General features: G+C 55.5%; 19 protein-coding genes. 9 read left to right on the forward strand and 10 right to left on the reverse strand.

Annotated features, from left to right (window positions below):
- Positions 1–14: 14 nt before the first annotated feature.
- Together HUO14_RS00130 and HUO14_RS00135 are read right to left on the reverse strand one after the other, a co-directional pair.
- On the reverse strand, positions 15–161 hold the full coding sequence (locus tag HUO14_RS00130) for a hypothetical protein (protein WP_176277884.1): 147 nt from the start codon (positions 159–161) through the stop codon (positions 15–17).
- A 150-nt stretch (positions 162–311) separates the two neighbouring features.
- Positions 312–1094 carry a pyrroline-5-carboxylate reductase family protein gene (locus HUO14_RS00135; RefSeq protein ID WP_246255097.1) on the reverse strand — a complete coding sequence of 261 codons (783 nt, stop codon included), beginning with the start codon at positions 1092–1094 and terminating at the stop codon, positions 312–314.
- Between the two features lie 183 nt (positions 1095–1277).
- Here HUO14_RS00135 and proB point away from each other — a divergent pair, with 183 nt between their 5' ends.
- A complete protein-coding gene (gene proB / locus HUO14_RS00140; protein WP_176277885.1) occupies positions 1278–2450 on the forward strand; it encodes a glutamate 5-kinase in 1173 nt (390 codons plus the stop codon).
- Here the strand turns inward: proB and HUO14_RS00145 are convergent.
- From HUO14_RS00145 to HUO14_RS00170, 6 genes are all read right to left on the reverse strand, one after another.
- A complete protein-coding gene (locus tag HUO14_RS00145) occupies positions 2447–2917 on the reverse strand; it encodes a MarR family winged helix-turn-helix transcriptional regulator (RefSeq protein WP_176277886.1) in 471 nt (156 codons plus the stop codon). The two genes, proB and HUO14_RS00145, sit on opposite strands and share 4 nt — an antisense overlap.
- A gap of 170 nt (positions 2918–3087) precedes the next feature.
- Positions 3088–3852 carry a PP2C family protein-serine/threonine phosphatase gene (locus HUO14_RS00150; protein WP_176277887.1) on the reverse strand — a complete coding sequence of 255 codons (765 nt, stop codon included), beginning with the start codon at positions 3850–3852 and terminating at the stop codon, positions 3088–3090.
- The gene (gene tagH, locus HUO14_RS00155) at positions 3849–4853 is read right to left on the reverse strand and encodes a type VI secretion system-associated FHA domain protein TagH (protein WP_176277888.1); all 1005 of its coding nucleotides are present in this window, start codon (positions 4851–4853) and stop codon (positions 3849–3851) included. The genes HUO14_RS00150 and tagH overlap by 4 nt, the downstream gene beginning before the upstream one ends.
- Positions 4853–6529, reverse strand: coding sequence for a protein kinase domain-containing protein (locus HUO14_RS00160; protein WP_281365368.1), 1677 nt, complete (start codon positions 6527–6529; stop codon positions 4853–4855). The genes tagH and HUO14_RS00160 overlap by 1 nt, the downstream gene beginning before the upstream one ends.
- A gap of 126 nt (positions 6530–6655) precedes the next feature.
- Positions 6656–7351 carry a LysM peptidoglycan-binding domain-containing protein gene (locus HUO14_RS00165; protein WP_176277890.1) on the reverse strand — a complete coding sequence of 232 codons (696 nt, stop codon included), beginning with the start codon at positions 7349–7351 and terminating at the stop codon, positions 6656–6658.
- Positions 7352–7374: 23 nt separating this feature from the next.
- Positions 7375–9018 carry a putative bifunctional diguanylate cyclase/phosphodiesterase gene (locus HUO14_RS00170; RefSeq protein WP_176277891.1) on the reverse strand — a complete coding sequence of 548 codons (1644 nt, stop codon included), beginning with the start codon at positions 9016–9018 and terminating at the stop codon, positions 7375–7377.
- Positions 9019–9169: 151 nt separating this feature from the next.
- On the opposite strand from HUO14_RS00170, the gene HUO14_RS00175 reads away from it, so the two are divergent.
- The 3 genes from HUO14_RS00175 to HUO14_RS00185 all read left to right on the forward strand — a co-directional run bounded on the left by HUO14_RS00175 (position 9170) and on the right by HUO14_RS00185 (position 13343).
- A complete protein-coding gene (locus tag HUO14_RS00175) occupies positions 9170–10324 on the forward strand; it encodes a DUF3667 domain-containing protein (RefSeq protein WP_176277892.1) in 1155 nt (384 codons plus the stop codon).
- A gap of 4 nt (positions 10325–10328) precedes the next feature.
- The gene (locus HUO14_RS00180) at positions 10329–11963 is read left to right on the forward strand and encodes an alkaline phosphatase D family protein (protein WP_176277893.1); all 1635 of its coding nucleotides are present in this window, start codon (positions 10329–10331) and stop codon (positions 11961–11963) included.
- 168 nt (positions 11964–12131) lie between these two features.
- Positions 12132–13343 (forward strand): LL-diaminopimelate aminotransferase, encoded by a 1212-nt coding sequence (locus HUO14_RS00185; protein WP_176277894.1) that lies wholly within the window; start codon positions 12132–12134, stop codon positions 13341–13343.
- A 48-nt stretch (positions 13344–13391) separates the two neighbouring features.
- On the opposite strand, the gene HUO14_RS00190 is transcribed toward HUO14_RS00185, so the two are convergent.
- A complete protein-coding gene (locus HUO14_RS00190) occupies positions 13392–14933 on the reverse strand; it encodes a carbon-nitrogen hydrolase family protein (RefSeq protein ID WP_176277895.1) in 1542 nt (513 codons plus the stop codon).
- A gap of 175 nt (positions 14934–15108) precedes the next feature.
- Here HUO14_RS00190 and gntA point away from each other — a divergent pair, with 175 nt between their 5' ends.
- The 5 genes from gntA (at position 15109) to HUO14_RS00215 (ending at position 18992) form a co-directional block, all read left to right on the forward strand.
- Positions 15109–15813, forward strand: coding sequence for a guanitoxin biosynthesis heme-dependent pre-guanitoxin N-hydroxylase GntA (gntA, locus tag HUO14_RS00195; protein WP_176277896.1), 705 nt, complete (start codon positions 15109–15111; stop codon positions 15811–15813).
- Positions 15810–16406 (forward strand): DUF1989 domain-containing protein, encoded by a 597-nt coding sequence (locus tag HUO14_RS00200; RefSeq protein WP_176277897.1) that lies wholly within the window; start codon positions 15810–15812, stop codon positions 16404–16406. Before gntA ends, HUO14_RS00200 begins: the two co-directional genes overlap by 4 nt.
- A 235-nt stretch (positions 16407–16641) precedes the next feature.
- The gene (locus HUO14_RS00205; RefSeq protein WP_176277898.1) at positions 16642–17331 is read left to right on the forward strand and encodes a glutathione binding-like protein; all 690 of its coding nucleotides are present in this window, start codon (positions 16642–16644) and stop codon (positions 17329–17331) included.
- A gap of 107 nt (positions 17332–17438) precedes the next feature.
- The gene (locus tag HUO14_RS00210) at positions 17439–18056 is read left to right on the forward strand and encodes a 2-hydroxychromene-2-carboxylate isomerase (RefSeq protein ID WP_176277899.1); all 618 of its coding nucleotides are present in this window, start codon (positions 17439–17441) and stop codon (positions 18054–18056) included.
- 111 nt (positions 18057–18167) lie between these two features.
- Positions 18168–18992, forward strand: a complete 825-nt coding sequence (locus HUO14_RS00215; RefSeq protein ID WP_176277900.1) for a crotonase/enoyl-CoA hydratase family protein — start codon at positions 18168–18170, stop codon at positions 18990–18992.
- Between the two features lie 74 nt (positions 18993–19066).
- Here HUO14_RS00215 and HUO14_RS00220 read toward each other — a convergent pair whose 3' ends face one another.
- Positions 19067–19501, reverse strand: a complete 435-nt coding sequence (locus tag HUO14_RS00220; RefSeq protein ID WP_176277901.1) for an acyl-CoA thioesterase — start codon at positions 19499–19501, stop codon at positions 19067–19069.
- Between the last annotated feature and the right edge of the window lie 3 nt (positions 19502–19504).

The following is a 19504-nucleotide window of genomic DNA, read 5'->3' on the forward strand; positions in this document are numbered from 1 at the left end:
TTTGATCAACTGGCTCAAGAAGGATTGTGAGCCGAGACGGGGTCATTGACGCTATTGGCGCCATCTTGCTTTTTCTCTGATCTTTCCTGCATCTTCTTCATAACCGTGCGGACAGCGACCGAAACTGCAGCGGCGGTGAGTGTTCTCCAAAAATATTTCATGATCTTCTCCAAAATATCGCAACGGCGGATGCCGCGGTGCGTGTGATGTCATTCACTTACGCAGCACCGGGGAAACAGTTCCGATCTGTCGGAGTGCGATAACGGAGTCATCATTATTGGCGGGCCGGATTTGGGCCCGGCGCAGTTACCTTATCTGAGTTCCACAGCCCGTTCATAGGCAGCCAGCAGCGTTTCGCTGATCAGGGCCGAATATTTGCCCGTTCCGTTCAGCGCGTCGAGACCGGCTGCGGTGGTTCCGCCCTTGCTGGTTACATTATTGCGCAAATCTTCAAGCGACAGGTCGGATTCTTGAGCCAGTTCCAATGTCCCCCGGACGGTTCCGAGTACCAGTTTCTTGGCGTCCTCTTCGCTGAAGCCCAGTTCTTGAGCCGCCTCGACATATGCGCGGAGCATTTCGAAAACATATCCGGGGCCGCTGCCCGCTACGGCGGTCAGACGATCGAGCATGTCCTCGCTGTCCACCCATACGATTGTTCCGGAACAGAGAGCGAGTTCTTCTATTTCGCGAGATGCCGTTTCTGGGACCTCGCCGTGCGCATAGAGGCCGCTTACGCCCTTGCTGATCAGGGCGGGGAGGTTGGGCATGATCCGGATGACCGAGCGGCCCGGTGCATGGCCGGCCAGCTTTTCGGCCGAATAGCCGGCTGCGATTGAGCTGATTACACTATCCGGACTCAATCGGGGCAAATAGTCAGGCAGAACCTGGTCAATAAGCTGTGGCTTGAGCGCGACGATAAGATAGTCGAATATCTGGTTGCCCAACTGCTCGACTGAATCCACTTGAGATACGCCTTCCGGCAGATCAGGTTTGGCCGGGTCTGCCACGGTAAATTTATGCGCGGTGTTAGCCGCCCAGGCCTTGAGCAGCGCGCCGCCCATATTTCCGCATCCGAGGAGTAATATATTTTTCAAATCATTCTCTTATTGTTGGTTATCAGGATGTTTCTTGATGTCCTTAGTATTCAAAGCAGGCATGTCAACAAATGCCTATCTTAACGGCTCTCCCGGAAAACTATATATTTTGATCACTAAATTATTGCGTCCTTCCGGTTCCATCCCTACCTCCATAGCATCATAACAAGGGCACCGCATCAAATGGTACAAGGCAAAACAATAGTTGTGAAAGTTGGCTCCAGCCTGCTGGCAAATGAAGAACGGCTGACGCCGCGCTGGGCTTTCATGCATAATCTGTTGGAAGACCTCGCGCGGTTGCGGGAAAGCGGGGCGAAGGTCATATTATGTTCGTCCGGGTCGGTCGCGCTGGGTATGAATATGATCGGCCAGCGACCCGAGACCGCAGGTTTGCGCGACAAGCAAGCGGCGGCGGCATGTGGCATGCCCTTGTTGCTCAATGCCTATAAGCAAGTTGCTCACGAATATAGTTTCGAGATCGCCCAGGTACTGGTGACCTTGCGGGACCTCGAAGACCGCAAACGGTTCCTCAACACCAAGAACACGGTTGATCGGCTGCTTGATGCCAATATCATGCCGATCATTAACGAGAATGACACGATCACCACCGAAGAAATCCGAGTTGGCGACAATGACCGGTTGTCTGCAAAGATCGCGCAGATGCTGCAAGCGGACGAACTGATCATTCTCACCCAGGTTGACGGTCTGTTCGACAAGGACCCCTCGGAGCCAGACGCCCGGCTGGTCGAGGAAGTAACCGACGTGTCACCCTATCTCGCGGTGACCGAAGGTGTGAGCAGCCTGGGAAGCGGTGGGATGCTGACGAAAATACAGGCGGCCCATATGGCGCAAAATGCCGGGTGCGAAACGCGGATCGCCCACGGCGAATATGAGCATCCGGTGACCTCCATCCTGAACAACGAGAGACGCCATACAAAGATTTTTGCCAACGAACGGCCTGAATCTGCCTGGGCCAACTGGTTATCGGATCGCCTGCAAATGGCGGGAAGCATTGTGGTAAACGAGACGACCGCCGAAGCTTTCAAATCCGGCCGGCGGAACATTGGTCGGGAGGACGTGCTTTCCATTCACGGGCCATATGTCAAAGGCGATGTCATTCATATTTACGGCGAATCCGGTGACGAATTGGCGAGAGGCCTGACAAATTTCTCGTCCGACGAAACCATGGCTCTGGCCCGGAACCCGACATTGTCAGCGATGCAGTTGCTAGGCTACAAGACGCTCGGCACGCTGATCACCGACAAGAATATGGTCGTACTCGATGACCGGCACCTGACCTGGGACTTGCCGTCTGATGAAGTCATGACCGAGGTCGCCACCGACGTGTCGACCTAGGGCTGGATTTCGCCGACCTCAAGAATCGGCGCGGAATCAAGCCGGTTCGCGTCCATCATCACCGCGATCCGCTGAACCGAAGAGATGAGCAGATTCTGCTCCCAGGGTTCCAGCTTCGATAATGAAATCAGAAAATCTTCCTGCAGCATCTCGGGAGCATTTTCGACGCAGTCCCGTCCTTTTTCGGTCAATACTATGTCTACCGAGCGCTTGTCATCTTCGCTTTTCTCACGGGTGACCATTTCGGACTTTTCCAGCCGGTCGACGATAGACGTCACCGTGGCATGGGACAGATGTACCGATTTGGCGATGACCGATGGCTTTGCCCGTCCGTCCTTTTCCAGCTCCTTCAACAGCAGCAGCTGCGGGGTCGTCTGTCCGGTGTCTTTCTCCAGTTTTTTCGAGTGTAGATCGATCGCCCGGTTAATCTGGCGCAAGGCAACCAAAAGTGCATTTGAATTTGACATGACTGCCCTGATACAGACTTTCGGTGTCAATGGCGCAGGTAAATATAGATAAATCAAGCCAGAACTCTCGCTAGCCTAATCTTGATGTTCATGATCCAGTGATCGGTAAATTGCGCTGAAGATCCAGAATAATAGTCGAAGGATCAAATCCGGCTTCGCGGATTTCCGGATCAGGCGTGGCGGTTGTGCACGAGGATGAACGACAGATTATCTCTGGCGCCGCGGTTGATGACGGCTTCCACCAAATGATCGGCGGCCGGTTTATCCGTGTCTTCCAGCATGATTTCGCGGATCTCGTCGTCCTCCAATATTCCGCAGATGCCATCGCTGCAAATCAGGAAACGATCTCCCGGCAACATATCACCGCGGGTTGTTGCGATGTCCAAGTCGGATGAAATGCCTATAGCTCGAGTGATCACTGATGCCTGGGGATGCGAATTGCGCTGGCTTTCCGTAATCAGCTTGCGGTCGATCAGGTCCTGGGTGACGCTGTGATCGCTGGTGAGCCGCGACAACTGTTTGTCGCGCAGCAAATAAATGCGGCTGTCACCCGCCCACAGGCAGCAATACCGGTTGCCGGTGACGGCAAGCACCGAAACGGTGGCTCCCATCCTAACATCCACGCCATGGCCCAGCGCCTCTTTGCAAATATCTGCATTGGCTTTCCCGATCGCCCCGCGAATAGCTTCGGTCGTCTGGTGGTGGTCGGTTGAAGTGGTCACCTCTGCCAGTGCGTCGACGACTTTTTGTGCTGCGATATCTCCCCGCAAATGCCCGCCCATGCCATCGCTGACCGCGAAGATAGAGTGATCGGTATTTACCAGCAGCCGGTCCTCGTTGATGCTGCGTACCAAACCAATATGGGTGCGCCATGCAACGGCCAGCGAACCGTGCGCTGGCTGTTTTATCGGCTGCGATCGATTTGCATGCGTCATGTGATTGTCCGGTCAGGGTCGCTGATCAGCGCCTGGCTATAGCTCTGGCGAAAACTCGGCTGGTAGGCTTGCTGGCGCTCGCCCGCGTCCACCGACAGGTTGCCGTGAACATTGACAAAATGGTCCCAGCTTTTTGCCTTTTGGGATTTGAAACCGAAGCCGGCGTCAATCTCGCTGGCAAGGATGTCCGGGCTGAGAGCGGCCAGCAGGCCCTGGACCGCTCCGTCGATCGCGATTTCGGTTGCACGCATGTGGGCATCGATATCCTGAAAACACAGTTGGATTGCTTCGTCGGCGGGCAAAAAACCAGCCCGGTTCTCCTTGAGCAGATCGACCGAAAGATTTTGGCCGGGGGCCCATTTGAACGGGTTGTTGTCTGCTGAGCCGATGGTCGTTCGGTCCATGCTGTGCACTTCCCGAGACTTGGCGCGCTCCTGTACGAGCCGGCTCATTCCGGTGAGCACCTCGCGGTATATCGAGCCGGCGCGCTCCATGATCGCAACGCTGTCCTCTTCGACCAGTGCCGAGACATCAATCCGGGCGCCGCGACAAAATGCGGCAAGCAAAGCGCCGTCAGCGGGCTGTTCTGAAGAGTGACTTGCCGCGTGCGGTGACGCCGCCGCCTCGGCATGATCGGCAAATGCGTCGGTTCGGCCGATCATGGTCTTGTCGCTGACCTCTTCCTCGGGGGGGAGGGCAACCTCTATAAAATAGTTGCCGAGATAGAAGCGCTGGCCGGGTTCAAGCGAATGCGGGCTGTTCCTAGCGATACGCTTTTCGCCATTTTTCAGAAATACGCCGTTCGAGCTAGTATCGGTCAGAACCAGCCGGTTATTCCAGTTTTGCACCGAGCAGTGAACGCGGGAAATCTGATTGTCCGGGTCTGCAATCATCCAGTCGGAACTGCGGTCCCGACCGATCGTGATGGGGTCGTCTTCAATAATCCTGGCATCGACCGGCGATGCAGGGTCGGCTTTGTTGAACAAGCGCAATATCAGCATCAGGCTGCCCGGTTGACCGACGACGAAATGATCGTAGCGCCCATATCCTGCGGTTCTTCCCGAGTGTCTTGTGCCGCGCTGCTTTTGGCTTTCAGGCTTTCCATCAGCGTGTTGAACCTGTCGAACAGCTCGCCAAATTCGTCCCTCCGCTGGTGGGATATCCGGAAATCGAGATTGCCGGTGGCCGCATCATCGAGAGCGTTGCGCAATGTCCGAACCGGCCGTTGCAGGCGTTGCGCGATGATGAAGCTGACCAACAGGATCAGCGCGAGAATCGAGAGGCCAGCACCATATAACAAGGTCCGGGATGTGAGCATCGCCTTATCGAAAGAATCACGGTTCATAACCACGTCAATTTTACCGAATGAACGGCCCGCATAATTGATGTCATGCTTGAATCGCAGGCCGTGATCGCCGGCAGAGGTCATGGCCTGTCCGTTCTCGCTGAACACGATCGGTTCTTTGGGAAGCGTGTATCGTTTGCCGATTCGTGTCGCGTCATTTGATGCACGCACGATATTGTCGCCATCGATCACGGTGATCTTCTGAACATCGGTATCCTCTGCAGCCGACGTGATAAAGGCCTGGACTGGAATCCAGTCCTGCAGAGCAGGATCGAGACCGGCATTCTCGACCGTTCGCAGCGCTGCCTGATTGGCGACAAATTTGGTAATCGTGCTGCCCGATGTCAAAGCATTGGAAGCAAGTGCCTGCTCCTGGCGATCAAGAATGAAATATAATGCGAACGCCAAAGCTATTGCAGTGGCACCACCAAATATTGCGGACAGACGAACGGCCAGCGGAAATCTACGGGTCCGGCCATCCGTCCCCAGAGTCTCATGCGAAATTTCTTCACGTTTCAAGGCCTTGCCAAGGCTCGCGCCGTCCGGAAAACGTTCGTCCGCGTTTTTGGATAATAGTTTGTTGATTATGAAACTGAGACCTTCCGGACAATCGGAAACCAGACGCTCTATCGGTTCAGGCGTCGACTGGGTGATCCGGAGAGCCAGCGTTGCCAGTGTTTCGCCATCAAAAGCGCAATGGCCGGTGGCTGCTTCGTAAAGCACCGCGCCCAGCGAGAACAGGTCGGTACGTGGGTCCAATGGCAGGCCGAGAGCCTGTTCCGGGCTCATGTAGCGCGGCGTTCCCAGCACTTGACCAACCTGGGTCTGCGCATAGCTTGCCTGCGTTGCTTTGCGATCCGCGTCCACCAGGCGAGCGATGCCGAAGTCCAGTAGTTTCGTATTCTCACCATCGTCGGAAACCATGATGTTCGACGGCTTGATGTCGCGGTGAACAATACCGTTGTCATGGGCATATTGGAGCGCGCTGGCGAGCTGACGACCGAGCTTGATAACCTCTTCCGGCGGCAGTTTTCCACGTTTCTCGATGATCGTGTCTAGTGGCGTCCCTTTCAGGAGCTCCATCGCGATATAGGGAAAACCATCGGCTTTGCCGACGTCATATATGGTCACAATATGGGGATGCGACATCACGCCGGCAGCGCGCGATTCCTGCAGGAAGCGCGTTACATATTCGGTATTGGACCGAAATTCCTTCTTCAGAATCTTTATTGCCAGCGGACGATCAATATGGTCGTCATAAGCAAGAAACACATCGGCCATAGCTCCTTGACCAATGCGACGCTCTATTTTGTAACGACCGACCTCTTGCATATTATAACCTGACTTCCACGAATCCGTCTGTTTCCTCGCCTGCCGACAAATTATCGTAGGGGGGACGTCTTATCGTAGGGGGCGAACAGTTATAATCCGGTTAAGTAAGTCCGGTCTTATGCCGGTTCAGTTGCTCACAGTCGCCTGAATCCGTTTTGCGCGCGAAAGATCAGCTGCGATCGTCTGGTTGGAAGGATCGTGTCGGCTCGCCTGGGTCAACAGGCTCACGGCTCGCGCGATCGCTCCACGATTGAGAGCAGCAAGCCCTTCAGCGCGCAATTGCGTTGCCAGTTTCGGATTTGACGTGCTCGCATCTGACGGTGGCGGTGCCGGCCGTTCTCTCACCACCGGCTTCGCGACGGGTTCCGGCTTTTTCGCCTTCGGCTCGGTTCCCGGAATCTTGAGAATCTGGCCAGCGTTGATTTTGCGCGGATCGCTGATTCCGTTGTAGCGCGAAAGCGCGTAAAATTGTGAGGAATCCCCCAATGTGTTTCGAGCGATCGAAGCCATGGTATCTCCGGATTGTACGCGATATCTATAGTTTTGCGCGCCCAGCAATTTTACCGGATCAACAATGATCTGGTCGAGATATTTTCTGGCAGTTCGGTCCCCGGGATTGCTCGCCAGAATTGTTTCCAATATTTCGCGGGCCTGGGCTTCTTCGCCGCTTCCCATAAGATCCAGAGCGGTCCGTGTGGTAACGCTGCCTGCCGTCGGCGCCGCTATGGGCACAGGACCGGGTGCGATACCCTCTTTATTGGTGCAGGCGGAAATAGCGAGCGCGCTGACCAGAACGAGGAAACAACCTGGTTTATTAAGCATGGGGGAGCTCCATTCTAACATAGCTATGACGTCAACCTCAGATTCGTCAATTGGTTCCGACGTCTTGCGACCGGCGGCAGCAATTTTGTCGCCAATGTCTGATCGCTCCCGAGCGCAGAGAATGCGTGGGAGGGAACAGGGCGACCGAAATAGAAACCCTGAAAAAGTATGCAGCCCATCGATGCCAGCTGGTTCACTTCCTCTTCCCGTTCCACCCCTTCGGCGAGGACCGCGATACCGAGCCCACGACCCAATGCGATCAGCGCCGCACAAATTGCCTGATTGTCTGCGCACCGATCGACGTCCTTGACAAATTCGCGGTCGATTTTGAGCTTGTCAAAAGGCAGATTTTTCAAATAGCTGAAACTGGAATAGCCGGCACCAAAATCGTCAATCGATATACTGATGCCCTTCACCCGCATTCTTTCGAATATCTCGGCCGAAAATTCGATATCCTCCATCGCGGCGGTTTCGGTGAGCTCCAGCTCCAGTCGCTCGGTGCTAAAATCGTGGAGCTGGGTTGAGCGCAAGATGGTCTCTGACAATTGGGCGCTTCTCAGCTGGCGAGCAGACAAATTGACTGCCACTTTGGTGTCGCCCATTCCGCTTTTCCCCCACTGGCTAGCTTCGCGGCAGGCAGTGTTGATGGTCCAGAGGCCGAGCCGGTCCGAAATATCCGATTCCTCGATAATCGGGATGAACACGGCAGGTGACAACATCTCGCCGTTTGCCTGGGGCCAGCGCAGCAAGGCTTCTGCGCCGATGATTTTGCCGGCAGCAAGATTGACTATCGGCTGATAGTGCAGGCTCAGTTCGTCATTGTCGATGGCATGGGAAATCTTCTGGATGATAGTATAGCGAAATTTGGCGTCGTCCTCGACCGGCTTCGAATAGTTGCTGATGCCATCTTTTGATTGCCGGAGGTTGATTGTCGAAATAGCCCTGTTCAACAAGACTTTGGGATCATTCCCGTCGATCGGAAAGACCACCGAACCCGTTTCCACGGTCGGTCGAATGACTTTGTCATCCAGAACCAACTCGTTTTTCAAAGCATAGGACAGGGCGGCCAATTCGCTTTTCTTGGCTTCAATCTCGTCCGTTCCAGCGAACCATATGGCTATCGTTCCATGATCGACGTGCGACAACAATCGCTGCGATGCGGTAGCTCCGACAAGCCGATCGACCATTTTGGTCAGAAATTCAGAAGCAGATATTTCGTCAAAATCCAGCAGCCGCTGATAGTCGCTGAAGCGGATAACGCCGAGGACGCCTTGCGCCAGACCGTTGCCGATGTCGTCCGTCATTCTGGCGGCCAGTGTTTCGCGCGTTGGAAGCCCCGAGCCGCTATGCATATTTCTGGCCCGTTCAGGCAGGCAGATGGTTGCATTGTTTTGCACCTGCTCCTCGAATTGTCCTCTGGCTGTGGGTGATTCGTCATGTTCCGCTGTTGCTGCGTTTCCGAGGCTGCGGTCTTGAGCGCGACTGAAATAGTACAGACTTCCGGCCTGCAAGAGGATCAAGAGCAGCCAGACTGAAATGGGAATGGGCAGCGGTTCCGTAACGGACATCGCTGTTACGAGCAGAATAATCAGGGTGGCCGACAGTGCGAACAATATAGCGGTGATCAGCCGGCTATACTCCTTGATCAGGCGACTTTCATTTTCCATCAACTACTCAACTTCAACGGATGAACGCAGGATCATAATATTCAATGGTTAAATTTTATCCAGCGCCCGTCGGGCAGCGGATGGCAAAATGCAGCTTGCCTTCTTGACCGGATAAGCCAAACTAGGATTGATATCAGAGGAAGCGGAGGCAATGGGAACCACAAGGGAAGCGGATCTGGTTGTCAAATCATTGGAAGATGAGGGCAGCGGCGCTACAAATGGAAAATGTGTCGAGTGCCTGAATTGCGGCGCTCCTGTGACCAGCAGCTATTGCGCAAATTGCGGCCAGGCGCTGCATGTGCACCGGTCCATAGGCGCGTTCTGGCACGATATTCTGCACGGCGTTCTGCATTTTGAAGGCAAGTTCTGGCGCACGCTGCCGCTATTGGTCTGGAATCCCGGAAATCTGACGCGGCGCTACGTTCACGGCGAGCGGGCGAAGTTCATTTCACCAATAGCCTTGTTCCTTTTTTCCGTTTTCATGATGTTTGCGGTTTTTTCCTTTCTGGATGATCCTTTTTCAAGCGATCAGATTGCCGTTGCGAATGACCAAGTGAGCGATGCGGTTGCGGAGCAGCCCGGGCTGATCGATGAGGAGATAAAGGCCAAGACCGCCCAATTGTCTCAGGCAACACCCGAAGAAAGGGCCAAGCTCGAGCAGCAAATACTCGACCTTAAAAAAGGTCGCAACATGATGTCGAATCTGACCGGGGAAGACACGCCCTATCCGGATGTGAGCTTGAGCGATGGCGAGGCCGATACCGGCAATTTGACGCCCCGTGATCTTGACCAGCTTGAAACAGGGCTGGAGGATATAAAGGAGGGCAATGTGCTGACCGAAGATAGCAGCATAAGCACCGGATCGTCAGCAACTGACAAGTGGCTTCGCGAAGCATTCGGGCGGATCACGGCCAATCCCGATCTTCTGCTCTATAAACTCAAGGCCAATGGTTATAAATTTGCATGGTTGCTCATTCCGATATCGCTGCCTCTCGTCTGGTTGACCTTGATCGGCCGGCGCGGCTTTCATTTTTACGATCATGCGATTTTCGCTACCTATTCGCTCAGCTTCATGTCGCTGCTATTCATCACCTGTGCGCTTTTGGCCGCAATCGGAGTGGCAGAGTCGATATGGTTGCCGCTGATATTGTTCTATCCATTATTCCACATGCACCGTCAGTTGCGCCATGCTTATGGGCTCGGCAAAATAGAAACTTTTTTCCGACTGATTGCGCTATTGGTGTTCACCGTCATCAGCCTGTCTTTGTTCTTCGCTATTTTGCTCGCCTTGGGGATTTTGGGATAATATCATGACTATGAATATCGATCGTCGCCAGTTGATGGCAATGGGAACATTCGGCCTGGGTGCGCTTGGCATGCCGGCTTCGGCGGCGCTGATTGGCGCAAAAGGCTTCACCCACGGGATAGCGAGCGGAGAGCCTTCGCAGCAGTCGGTGCTACTGTGGACGCGCTACGTCGGAAGCGGGAATGTCAAACTCACGGCTGAAATCTCCGGCAACCCCGAATTCGCCGGTACCGTCATCGCAGGAGAGGTCGAGGCGTTGGCCGATCGCGACCATATCGCGAAAATCACGGTGCAGGGCCTCGATCCGAACCACTGGTATTTTTATCGCTTCATTGCCCCTGACGGATCAAAATCCGCGATCGGTCGTACTCGGACCCTTCCGGAAGGGCCGACCCGGAAATTCACCGTCGGCGTGGTCGGTTGTTCCAATCTGCCCTTCGGCTATTTCAATGCCTATGCCCATGCGGCCCAGAATCGGGAACTCGATTTGATGGTGCATACCGGCGACTATCTTTATGAATATCCGGTGGGAACTTATCCGTCGAAGGAACAGATGCTGGCGGGACGGATGATCCAGCCGTCGCACGAAATGGTCCAGCTGGCCGACTATCGTCTGCGCTATGCTGCCTATCGCAGCGATCCCGACCTTCAGCGCATCCATCAGGTCCTGCCGATGATCGCGATGTGGGATGACCATGAATTTGCCAATGATGCCTATATCGATGGCGCGGAAAACCACGACAGCAGCGAAGGCGACTGGGAAACGCGCAAACGGGTTGCCGAACGGGTCTATCGCGAATGGATGCCGGTCAGCGACATGGAATATGGCAGTCCGCGCTGGAGCGAATATCAGATCGGCGATCTGGCAACGATTTTCATGACCGAGAGCCGGATTGGCGCCCGCAACGAACCGGTCGATCTGGCCGCGGCGCTGAAAGGGCAGCAGGACATCCAGAAAGCGCTGGAGACATTCCGCGACGATGTCTGGCAGGATTCGGCACGCGAAATGATCGGCAGCGAGCAGCAATCCTGGCTGGCGTCTGCCATGCAGGAATCCAAAGCCTCCGGCACGAAATGGCAGGTCTGGTCGCAGCAATGCGTGATGGGCGAACTGAAACTGCCGCAGGAAGCAATCAACTGGGTCGCCGGCGATGCGCCCGCCTTTGCCAAACAGCGCCTCGCGGTCGGAGCGATGGCGGCCAGAATTGGCCTGCCGATCAACTTTGACAGCTGGGACGGCTATCCCCAGGCGCGCGAGCGGGCGCTCTCGATCGCCCAGCAAGCCGATGCGGATCTGATCGTGTTGTCGGGGGACAGCCACAACGCCTGGGCGTTTGACCTGGCCACGGATGACGGCGCCGCCGGTGTGGAGTTTGGCGGGCATAGCGTGACCTCTCCAGGCATCGAATCCTATCTGACCGGGGCGAATCCCGACGTTGCCGCCAAGGCGCTGACGGAAACCAATTCCCAGTTGCAATGGACCGACACCGCCCACCGCGGCTATATGACGGTCACGCTCACGCCCGAGAAAGCGGTTTCGACATGGCATTTTCTGGATACGATCCGGACCAAGTCGATTGCATTGACGGGTAGCAAAAGCCGGACCGTCCTGCGCGGGACCAATCGCATCCAGGGCTGATTCCCTGGTGTGCGAAGCCGGGTTGGCGGCGCGAACGATCGCTCCGCCGTGGGCTACGCATCCCCGACCGGACACAAAATGCCGCGATGGACTTCAATTCCTCGACATTTGTATCAAAATTACGCAAAGCGGCGGTTCCCTATAACTTAACGCAAGAAACGATTTATAATGTCCGAAGAGTTCTACCGTATCAAACGTCTGCCACCCTATGTGATTGCTGAAGTCAATAACATGCGGGCAGCGGCGCGAGCGGCAGGAGAAGACATTATTGATCTCGGCATGGGCAACCCCGATCTGCCGCCGCCGCAGCACGTCATCGACAAGCTGTGCGAAGTGGCGCAGAAACCCGATGCGCACGGCTATTCGGCATCCAAGGGCATACCGGGTCTGCGCAAGGCACAAGCCAATTATTATGGCCGTCGTTTTGGCGTCGATGTGGATCCCGAGACAGAAGTCGTCGTCACGCTGGGGTCGAAAGAAGGTCTGGCCAGTCTGGCCACCGCGATCACGGCGCCGGGCGATTGTATCCTGGCACCCAATCCCAGCTACCCGATCCATACTTTCGGTTTCATCATCGCCGGCGCGACGATCCGCAGCGTGCCGACCACGCCGGATGAGCATTATTGGGAATCTCTCGAGCGGGCCATGGCCTTCACCGTGCCGCGCCCGACATTGCTAGTGGTCAACTATCCGTCCAATCCGACTGCGGAAGTCGTCGATCTCGCTTTCTACGAACGGCTGGTGGCCTGGGCGAAGGAAAACAAGGTCTGGCTGTTGTCCGATCTCGCCTATTCCGAGCTCTATTATGACGGCAACCCGACGCCTTCGATATTGCAGGTACCCGGCGCGAAAGACGTGGCGGTGGAATTTACCTCGCTCAGCAAGACCTATTCGATGGCGGGCTGGCGGGTCGGTTTCGCGGTCGGTAACAAGACGCTTATCGGCGCACTGACGCGGGTCAAAAGCTATATCGATTATGGTGGATTCACACCGATACAGGCAGCAGCCTGTGCAGCGCTCAACGGGCCGCAGGAACGCGTTGCGCAAAACCGCGAACTCTATCACAAGCGTCGGGATGTGCTGGTCGAAAGCTTTGGCCGGGCAGGGTGGGATATCCCGCCGCCAGCCGCATCGATGTTTGCCTGGGCTCCTTTACCACCGAAACTTGCACATATGGGCAGCCTTGAATTTTCCAAGCAGTTGCTCACACAGGCCGGCGTGGCCGTTGCACCGGGCGTTGGCTATGGTGAAGATGGCGAAGGCTTTGTCCGTATTGCGATGGTTGAAAACGAGCAGCGCATCCGTCAGGCCGCACGCAACGTAAAGAAATATCTGCAAAAAATGGGCGTCAACACGCCGGGGCAAAACGAAGCGATCTAGTCGTTTCTTGCCGGATGGCGCCGGGTCAGGCGCCATCCGGTACAAGGGCTATCCCTTCCACAACACCCGATAAAGATCGAAGCGGCGGTCCTTCAAATTCTGCACCGCGCCAGATTGCCGGCTGGTGAGCAGGCTGGACATAGAGAGATCCGCAATCGCTATGGTTTCCGTATTGGGCGCCGTGTCGGCAGCAACCCCGTCCCGCGCGAACGGGAAATCGGACGGCGTCAGGATTGCGCTCTCGGCATAATGAATGTCCATATTCTCGACATTGGGCAGGTTGCCGACCACGCCTGACATCACGACATAGCACTGGTTTTCTACCGCACGCGCCTGGCAGCAATAGCGTACCCGCAAATAGCCGCGCCTTTCGTCGGTGCAGAAAGGAACGAACAGGATCATCGCGCCCTGATCGACCAGATGCCGCGCCATTTCGGGGAATTCGCTGTCATAGCAGATCATCACCCCGATCGGTCCGCAGTCGGTGGGGATGGCTTCCGCGCCATAGCCGCCCTTGATGTTCCACCAGCGCACTTCGCTCGGTGTCGGATGCAGCTTGTTCTGCGTGTAGACCGCGCCATTGCGCAGAAAGACATAGGAAATATTGCGGATATCGCCATTTTTCATCCGCGTCGGATGCGAGCCGCCAATGATGTTGATATGATAGGAAACCGCCAGTTTTTCCATGAATTCCCTGAACCGGTCGGTATATTCGGCGATTTTTTCGATTGCTTGCGCCGGATCCAGCTTTTCACCCTCGAGTGACAGCAGTTGCAGCGTGAACAGTTCCGGGAAGGTTACGAAATCCGCGCCATAATCGGCGGCAACATCGACAAAATATTCCACCTGTTCTTCAAATTCTGTCTGCGAAGCGATTTTGCGCATCTGGAACTGCACGGTCGCGACACGAACCGATTGCGGCAGACGGTCATGCGGACTTTGGGTCACAAGCTTCGCTTCAACCGCCAGCGGATTTTCCCAGAACATATGGACAGCATTGCCGCCGGACGGTTTGTCGGTCGGCATGTAGTCTTTCAGGATGCCGAGCGGCACGAAGCCCTGGTTCAGCTGAAAATTGATCACCGGATCGCGGAATTGCTTGTCGAGAACCGCGGCCAGATAATCGGCCGGGTCGGGAAATTTGCGCTTGCGCCGCTCATAGCCGGGCAATCTGCCGCCAAAGATTATGCCTTTTAAGCCAAGATGCTGGCAGAGCTCCCGACGGACCCGGTAGAAGCGCAGGCCGATGCGCAGACGCCGGTAATCCGGATCGACGCTGACTTCCATGCCATATAATATTTCACCCGCCGGATCATGGCGGGCAGCAAAGCCACCGCCGGTGATTTCCGACCAGCTGTGCGCAGCGCGCGCGGTTTTCTCGGAAATCTGGAATGTCGCGCAATGACCGACAATTTTGCCTTCATATTCCGCGACCAGCTGGCCATCGGCGAAATTGTTGATCTGGCCACGGACTTCTTCCGCCGTATAGCCTTCACCCTTGCCATAAACCTTGCGTGAAAGGGTTGAGATTCTTCTGGCATCTTCCAGTTCCGCCCTGCGGATGATGAGCTTTGGTTTTTCTGCGGTCATCCGCGCCCATTAGCGGGCTTTTAAACCTTGGGGAAGCTATGTTGTCAAAGCGGGAAACCGCGGATGAATATTCCGCCGATCAAAAATGGGTGTGGCCTGAAAGGAAAAGGATCGCGATTTTTGCTGCTATAGTGGCCAGACGGAACACTTCCGTTTTTTAAGCGTATGGATCGGCATGAACCATTCAAACCTGCTTGATGAAGACTATAAGATCAAGCGTCTGGAAGAACTGCAGGATACTATCGGTGCAATGATTTTGCAGCCGCAATTTCCTTGCGTGGGTGCAAAGTCTGCCTTGGCGCACGACAATCTAAAAACCATGGTTGCTCATCGGCTCGATAGCAATTGGGACGACCTGGCCATCCATCGTCAACTGCTTGCCTGGGCGAAGGAGTATGGGGAATGTACCGAAGGGTTTCGTAGCCTGGCGGTGATATTCGAAGGCCCTGAAGACCTGTCGGAAGTCGATTTTGAAAAACTGATGTGGGAAAGAATCCAGTCGATAGCAGACAAGGATGCCTGGCTCGGTCAGTCCTATGACGATCGTGTCAGCGCCGACCCGAAAGACCCGAATTTTTCTCTCAGCTTTGGCGGAGAAGCCTTTTTCGTGATCGGCCTGCATCCCCATGCCTCCCGTCCGGCCCGTCGCTTTTCACAGCCGACCCTAATATTCAATCTTCACGACCAGTTCGAACGTTTGCGGGATCAGGGCCGCTATGAAAAAATGCGCGATACCATCCTCGATCGCGACAGGAAGCTGGCCGGAGACGTCAATCCGATGCTTGCCAAACATGGAGAATCCAGTGAAGCTCGCCAATATAGCGGGCGGCAGGTCGATGACGACTGGCAATGCCCGTTTCAGGACAGGCGGACGACATGAATATGACACGAATTCCGCCGCGTTCCGGGGCAGCATTCCGGCTTCTGAAAGGCCAGTTTCTTGAAGTGATCGATCCCGAAGGTGGTCAGGTCTCTGACCTGCTTGCCTATAATGCCGACGATGTCCGCGAATGTCTGTCTAACGGACGGACTTTCGATTATGAGGAAACTATCCGGTTGAGCGAAGGCAACCGCTTGTGGTCGAACCGCTCCCGCCCGATGCTGAGAATTGCTCATGACACGGTCGGGTCGCACGATTTTCTGCTGACGCCCTGCAGTGAAGATACATTCAAGCATTTCTATCCAGACAAGCCGGTGCATCGTGGATGTTTTGGCAATCTGGCAGAAGCGCTTGCGCCGTTCGGGATAGAGCCGGATGCAATCCCGTGTGCGTTCAATATTTTCATGAATGTGCCGGTTGATCAGGCCGGAAAGATCGAAGTTCGTCCACCCACCAGTAAGGCTGGAGACGTCATCAGGATGCAGGCAGAAATGGATCTTGTCATCGGGCTGACCGCCTGTTCGGCTTATGCCTCCAATGGCGGAAGTTTCAAGCCGATCGATTACCGGGTGCTGCCGGACCTGCCGGGCTAGTGACCTTCATATAATCTGGAAACCCGGTCCGGCTTTCTCGATAATATTTCAGCCTATCGCCGGCGAAGCAATATTTTGCTGTCCTACCGGCCTGCTTTTATGCCACGTTGCGTCCTGATGATGAAGAGCGTGATCGATGATATTACCGTTGCCGAAAAAGACCATTTTTGGCTCGATCGCTTGTTTTTCTTAACACTGTAAAGTTTGTAAAGAACGTCCGGGATGATTTGCGCTTATGATTGATCTTTATTTCGCCCCAACCCCCAATGGCTGGAAAATTTCCGTCATGCTAGAGGAGTGCGGGCTCGACTATAATATCAACTGGGTGAATATCGGCGCGGGTGAGCAATTTGCGCCCGAGTTTCTGGCGATCAGTCCGAATAACCGGATACCTGCGATCGTCGATCATGATCCGGCGGATGGCGGGGAACCGGTCAGCGTCTTCGAGACAGGAGCGATACTGCTTTATCTGGCCGACAAAGCAGAGGCGTTCCTGCCGCATGACCTGCGCGGGCAGATTGCGGCGACCGAATGGCTGATGTGGCAGATGGGCGGGCTTGGTCCGATGATGGGCCAGCACGGGCATTTCAAACTCTATGCCCCGGAGCGGATCGAATATGCCACAGAACGCTATCGCAACGAGGTGCTCCGGCTGTTCGGAGTTATGGACCGGCGACTGGCGGACAACAGCTATCTGGCCGGGGAAGATTACAGCATTGCCGACATGTCCTGTTTTCCCTGGGTGCAGACCTACAAGCGACAGGAAATCGATCTCGATGACTTCGCCCATGTGAAGCGCTGGTACGAAGTGCTGAAACAGCGCGAGGGTCTGCGGCGCGGGATGGCCGTAGGGCGCGAGCGGATCAATCGGAATCCGCAGGATGATGCGCAAGTGCGCAAGACTTTATTCGGGCTGAAGGAATAGGTGAGCGCTGTGCGCTTGCACTTGATGCGGAGTTCGAGAGAGCAAGCGCCATGCGTCAGGGTTCCGCATCAAGTGCGGAACAGCCCAATGAAAAAGGGAATTGATAAATGAAGACCGTAGAATTTTATTTCGACCTTTCCTCGCCATGGACCCGGCTTGCATTTCACAATATCCAGCCGATAATTGAGGAAAATGGCGCCCAGATCATCTGGAAGCCGTTTCTTGTCGGCGGCGTGTTCAACGCGGTCAATCAGGACGTTTATGCTGCGCGGGAGAATCCCGACAATCGAAAATTCGTTCACAGCTTCCGGGTGCTCAAGGACTGGGCGAGGCTAGCCGGAGTAGCGATGAATTTCCCTAGCGAACATCATCCGGTCAAGTCGGTGCATGCGATGCGGCTCTGTTGCGCGCTGGAGGACGACCAGCAAACGCTGCACAGGTTCGCGACCGCGGCGTTCAACGCCTATTATGACGAACAGCGCAATCTGGACGATCCGGCGGTGCTGGTTGCCATCGCCAACGAGCTTGGCATGGATGGTTCCGCTTTGGCCGCACGGACGCAGGAGCAGGAAATCAAGGACCGGCTGCGCGCCAATACCGAAGAGGCAATTGCGCGTGGTGCTTATGGATCGCCGAGCATCTTCGTGCCATTTGGAGATGGCGAGAGAATGTATTTTGGCAATGATCAGTTGCCGCTGGTTAACTGGGCGATTAAACAGGCCTGAGCGTAGCAACGAATCTTCGTTTCCGGTCGTGCCGAGTGGTGGCAAAACACAGTGGGCTTATAGCCTTCTCGACGTCGCCCGGGCCGAGCGGGAAGAGCAAAAGGATAGCAAATGTCAGAACGTGTCACCATTTCCGTCAAAGATCACATAGCCGATGTCCGGTTCAACCGTCCGGAAAAGATGAACGCGCTGGATGCGGCGCAAATTGACGCGATCGTGGAAGCCGGTGAGAAGCTGGCGGCGATGGAAGGCATAAGGGCGATTGTCCTCTCGGGCGAGGGCAAGGCTTTCTGTGCCGGCCTCGACATGGGCAGCTTTGCTGCATCTGCGGCCGCTGCGGTTGAAGAAAACAAGGGCAGCGAGAGTTCGCCACTCGCCAGCACGCTCTGCGAGCGCACTTTTGGCAATGCCAATAAATATCAGCATATCGTGCTGTTGTGGCGGAAGTTGAAAGCGCCGGTGATCGCCGCTATCCATGGTCCGTGCATCGGTGGCGGTCTGCAATTTGCCAGCGCCGCCGACATTCGCGTGGTCGCGCCGGACGCGAAAATGTCGATCATGGAGATGCGCTGGGGCCTGATCCCGGATATGGGCAGCTATACGACCTGGCGGAGCTTTGTTCGCGACGACATTCTGCGCGAACTGACCTATACCAATCGTATTTTTACCGGTGAGGAAGGCAGGGAACTCGGTTTCGTAACCCATCTGTCGGACGATCCGCATGCCAAGGCAATGGAGATCGCGGCCGAGATCGCCAGCAAACATCCGCAGGCGGTACAGATCGCCAAGGATCTGATCAACAAGCTGCCCGACATGAACGAAGACGAGATATTGATGATGGAATCGGCCGGCCAGGACAAGGTCAGTCGGACGCCCAATCAGGTCGAAGCGGTGATGGCGTTCATGCAGAAACGGACCCCGAACTTCACCGACTGAGTAAAAGGTGCGTTGATCAGCGCCGTTCGTCCTGAGCTTGTCGAAGGAGCTTGCGGAATTGTTGACCGGAACGCCTAGCCCTTGGTCAGCATCTTCTCGAGCTCGGCCACGACGGCTGCGCGGAGCGGCTTGCCCTCGCCATCGGTCCGGCACACGATGACGGAATCGCAGGTGGCAATGCATCGGTCATTCTGGAACATGGCCTGCGCTATGACATAGCTGGATCTGCCGATCTTGCTGACGCCCGAGCTGACCTCAACATCGTCGGGATAATGGCCTTCGCGGAGATAGTTGATGGTCACCGCCGCGACCATGCTGCGCTCGTTCTTCGGCCGGTCGCCCCACGGTCGGAGTTCGCGGTTCAGCCTTACCCGGGCATTCTCGAACAATGCCGCAAAGGCAACATTGTTGAGATGCCGGTTCGGATCGATATCCTGAAAGCGCGTCTGCATGACGACAGATACGGGATAGTTTTCAGCAACCAGCTGCCATGGTTCGGGACGGGTCATGCG

Origin of the sequence: Parasphingorhabdus flavimaris (genome assembly GCF_013371215.1) — a bacterium.
GTDB lineage: Bacteria > Pseudomonadota > Alphaproteobacteria > Sphingomonadales > Sphingomonadaceae > Parasphingorhabdus > Parasphingorhabdus flavimaris.